Genomic DNA, 4,499 nt, shown 5'->3' on the forward strand with positions numbered 1-4,499 from the left:
CTTGCAAATTCGGCGAGTTAACGTGACAACACCTCAATTCACCATCTCTCCACCTTGAACAATGGGCGCGATGTATCACCCGTATCGATCGGGCGCAGCCCTTCGGTTGTCGAGACGGCCGAGTTCGTGCCCTTCAATGTCCCTTTTCTTTCACGGGTTCTGCGTTCGGCCTTCGTCAGGCCCCGGCTTTCAGCTTCGATCTGGCGTTGCTGCAAACGTCGGATCTGGGTACTACCGCCGCTGGCGCGGTACACCATCGTCGCAGACGGGCGCCCAACGGGGGAAAGAACGGGCGCGGTGTACGCCCGTTCTGGTATTAACGTTATCGCAAGGCGGTGCTCGCGATCCGCACTGACCGTTTAGTGAGTAACGGAGACTTCGCGGAACATGCCGGATTCGTAATGACCGGGGATCAGGCAAGCAGCTTCGAACGTGCCGTTATTTGCAAATGTCCAGATGATTTCGGCATCTTCGCCGGGCGCGAGCCGGATGCGGTTGGGCTCATTATGACCCATATTCATACCGCTCATATCCGCCATTTCGTTCTTGTGCGCGGCGTTCTTCTTTTGCGAGTCGAGAATGAACTCATGGTCCAACTCGCCCTCGTTGCGGACGACGAAACGGACGGTCTCGCCTTCTTTGAAATCCAGATCGCCGCCCTTGAACAGCATTTCGCCGTCGTCTGTTTCGACCATGTCGATCTCGACCGTGCGGTCCACCGCAGCGGCATCGCCGGGCATGCCGATCTTCATTTCTCCATGGGTGTCGCCGGACTTGTTTCCGTGAGCCGCTTCGCCGGCAAACCCCGGTGCCGCAAAGGAGGAAGCCAGTGCGATTGTCAGCAGTAGATGTTTCATCTGTTTAGTCCTTGGTTGCTTTTGGGTTCAGGTATTGGCCGGAGGACTCATCAGCCCTCCGGATTGCTCCCGCAGGAACAAATCTCAGAATTGAAGGCGTGTACCGATCACGACCGAGAACTCATCTGTATCCCCACCGGCCGCGCGGGTGATGTCCCGCGTGTCGCCGAACGAGGTCTCGTAGTTGACGCCGATATAGGGTGAGACCGCACGGTCGATGAGGTCGTAACTCAGCCGCGCACCGATCTCCATGACTGCGCCACCCGCACCCCGCCCCCGGGCGATGTCATCCTTCAGCGGCATATCGATCTCGATGTTCGGGGTCAGGATCAGACGGTTGGTAAGGAGCAGTTCGTATTCCGCCTCGAAACTGAAGAACGAATAGTCGGAGAGGTAGAGATCGGCGTCGATCTCGAACCACTGCGGCGCGAGCCCTTTTACCCCCACGACAGCCGCGTAGCGTTCCGGAACGCCCTCGGGTGTGCTGGCATAGGCTCCGACCACGCCGTTAAAGAAGGTCGAGATTGGAAACCGGAGACGTAGCTGGTTTTCGAGGCTTTCGAACTCATCGGACGAAAGACCGTATTCAGCTTCGCTGCGCCACACCAGCTTGAGCTCATCCGTGCCGATGAGGGCGTCGAAATCCCAGACAAGGACCTCTTCGTCATCCAGTGCGCGAATTTCCAACTGTTCCGCCTGCACGCCCCAGATCAGCTGTTCGGTTTGTTTGACGGGCTGAGCCTGCACGAGCGAGGCCCAAGGAAGGATGAGGCCGGCCAGTCCGGCGAGTTGACTGTATTTCATTACGTTCGTCCTTTGTATTTCCCGGCTCAAGCCGCGCGTCCCTTGACCACGACCTTGCGGAACATTCCCGCCCGCGCGTGGTAGCTGAGGTGACAGTGGAACGCCCATTGACCGGGGGCGTCGGCCTCGACTTCGATGTCCGTCGTGGCGGCGGGATTGATGTTCACGGTGTGCTTGATGGGATTGCGCGGACCGTGACCGGCATCGATGATCGACCACATCCCGTGCAGGTGCATCGGATGCGACATCATCGTTTCGTTGATGAACCGCATGCGCACCCGCTCGCCGTATCGGAGCGTGATCGGGGCGGCATCGTCGTATTTCACGTCGTTGATCGACCAGATGTAGCGCTCCATGTTACCGGTCAGCCGCAACACGATGGTGCGTGAGGGTGCGCGGTGACGGTAACGAGGGCTGGCGGCGCGCAGGTCTGCGTAGGACAGGAACTTGCCGCCGTTGTACGCGACAGGCGTCAGTCCGCTGCCCGGGACATAGAACGGATCGCCGCCATCAGACATTGCCATTCCGCTCATACTGTCCATGCCGCTCATACCGTCCATTGCGGGCTTCTGCATCTGGGCATGGTTCATGCCTGACATCGGTGCCTTTTTCTTCTGCTGCATCTGCGTGTGGTCCATGCCGTCCATCGCAGGCTTTTGCATCTGCGTATGGTCCATCCCAGCCATCGAAGTCTTTTTCTTCGGCTTTTCCTCTGACGGGGTCATCGCAGGCATCGGGGGCTGCTGGCTGGATTGCATGTTTGAATGGTCCATGCCTGTCATGTCGGTGTGGTTCATTCCGGTCATGTTCTGCATGACGTGGTCGCCCATACCCATGCCCATATCCATACCCATACCGCCCATCATGCCGCTCATGTCGGCCATGGTGAGCAAGGGCTTGGGTCTGAGACGGGGCACGGCACCGGCATAGCCCTCTCTGGGTGACAGGGTGCCCCGAACAAGCCCGTTGCGGCCCATGGATTCCGCAATAATGCTATAGACCTTGTTCTGCGTAGGCTGGACGATGACATCATAGGTCTCGGCAACCGCGACCCGCAGTTCATCCACGGCGACAGGCTCCACATCGTTGCCGTCAGCCTGCACGACGACCATTTTCAGTCCCGGTATCCGCATGTCGAAGTAGGTCATCGCGGAGGAGTTGATGATCCGAAGGCGGACCTTCTCACCGGGCCGGAACAAACCGGTCCAGTTTTGCGACGTGCTGCGACCGTTGATCAGCGAGGTAAATCCCTGCACGTCTTCGACGTCGCTCGGCAGCATGCGCATGCGCCCCCACATGCGGCGCTCTTTCAGCGTCGCCTTGAGACCGTCCATGCGGGCGTCCCGGATCAGGTCCTGAAAAGTGCGCTGCGAACGGTTGTAGTAGTCGGACTGCATCTTGAGGTTCCGCAAGATGCGGTTGCCCGGATGGGGATGTTTGTCGGCCAGCTGAACGACATAGTCGCGGTGCGCTGGTATGCGTTCCCTGCCGCGCGGCTCGATCACGATCGCACCGTAGGCGCCATCCGGCTCCTGAAGGCCTGAATGGCTGTGGAACCAATAGGTCCCGGCCTGCTGGATCGGGAAGCGATAGGTAAAGGTCTGACCGGGGGCGATGCCGTTGAAGCTGATCCCCGGAACGCCGTCCTGACGGAAGGGCACGATAAGTCCATGCCAGTGGATCGAGGTGCTTTCGCTGAGGTTGTTGGTCACGTTTATCGTAACCTCCTCACCTTCCTTGAAGCGCAGGATCGTCGGAATCTGGCTGCGGTTGTAGCCCACGCCCATCTTCTGAAAATCGCCCGTGTTGATGCGCACCGGGTCGACTGTGATATTGTAGGTTCCCTGAGAGGTCACCTGCGTGGAGCCATGCGCGCTCAACGCTTTGGGCATCGCAAAAGCCGCAGCCGCAGCCAAGCCGAACTGACGCCGCGACAACCCCTTCGCCAGCTCTTCAGAGGTACTGAGCGCCGTATCCCAGAGGGCCAGCTGCTTTCTATTGAAGAATTGCATTCGTTTTCCTTGTATTAGTCTGTCTGAAAGGTGCCGCAGCGCGCGTGCTCAAGGGTTCGACGGCGTTTTGGAGGTCAGTCGCACCCGGCTCGGCACAGTTCGCTTCGAACACGGCACGTGCCGGGGGGCGTTTACGCGCGGTTCTGCCTTGCAACTTGCGAGGGTCAGCGCGGGGCCTGTTTCGAGTTCTGAATTTGTCGGATCCATGATTCACGTGCCCTCCGTGGAACTGGAGGTTTTATCGCCGGAACGCCTGCAAAGGATCAAGAATACATATGGTTACATATGGGGTTAGGGTGTGCTGACCGTCGGTAGGGTGGGTGGTTGCTGATGTGATTTGCTTTGGTTCGGGAAGGGCGAAGGGGCGCCTACGCAGTTGCCCGAAGGTTCGCGAACGCGCTTGATGTAGATCATCTTTCGCTTGCTATGCCCGGTTTCCAGAGATGATCGGCGAAAGACAGGCTCATCCAAGAATTGATCAACAACTCATCTGGAGATAGCGATCAGACGTTGATAGAGGCTATCGCGGACCTGGTTCGGAGGACTTTACTCGCTGCAGCAATACATCCCTGAAATAACCTGCGTGCAGCGTCAGAAAGCGAGATCGTGTGCCAATCAGACATGCTTGTGTTTTTCTGAGATTTATTAATGCAGCGGATTGCAAAAACTCTCGCTGTGCGCTCTGAGGCTACAGCCTTTCCAAGCTTCGCCCTTGTAAGCCAGTTCATTCGGAATATCCGCTAAATGCAAGTGTTTGGGACGGAACTCATACCAAGCCGTAGAACTCCACAGGGTGTTGTCACGTTAACTCGCCGAATTTGCAAGT

3 protein-coding genes are annotated in these 4,499 nt (G+C 58.0%); all 3 read right to left on the reverse strand.

Annotated elements, in window-relative coordinates:
• Positions 1-359 precede the first annotated feature (359 nt).
• Positions 360-857, reverse strand: coding sequence for a plastocyanin/azurin family copper-binding protein (locus tag ACGYLA_RS19340; RefSeq protein ID WP_009827247.1), 498 nt, complete (start codon positions 855-857; stop codon positions 360-362).
• 84 nt (positions 858-941) lie between these two features.
• Positions 942-1,661 (reverse strand): copper resistance protein B, encoded by a 720-nt coding sequence (locus ACGYLA_RS19345; protein WP_065335300.1) that lies wholly within the window; start codon positions 1,659-1,661, stop codon positions 942-944.
• Between the two features lie 26 nt (positions 1,662-1,687).
• A complete protein-coding gene (locus ACGYLA_RS19350) occupies positions 1,688-3,673 on the reverse strand; it encodes a multicopper oxidase domain-containing protein (RefSeq protein WP_009827245.1) in 1,986 nt (661 codons plus the stop codon).
• Positions 3,674-4,499 lie beyond the last annotated feature (826 nt).

The sequence above is a fragment of the Sulfitobacter sp. 1A13679 genome, assembly GCF_043557115.1.
Taxonomy (GTDB): domain Bacteria; phylum Pseudomonadota; class Alphaproteobacteria; order Rhodobacterales; family Rhodobacteraceae; genus Sulfitobacter; species Sulfitobacter faviae.

Coding starts and splice junctions, on each gene's coding strand:
- ACGYLA_RS19345 (WP_065335300.1), bottom strand. CDS start 1,661: ATGAAATACAGTCAACTCGCCGGACTGGCCGGCCTCATCCTTCCTTGG.
- ACGYLA_RS19350 (WP_009827245.1), bottom strand. CDS start 3,673: ATGCAATTCTTCAATAGAAAGCAGCTGGCCCTCTGGGATACGGCGCTC.
- ACGYLA_RS19340 (WP_009827247.1), bottom strand. CDS start 857: ATGAAACATCTACTGCTGACAATCGCACTGGCTTCCTCCTTTGCGGCA.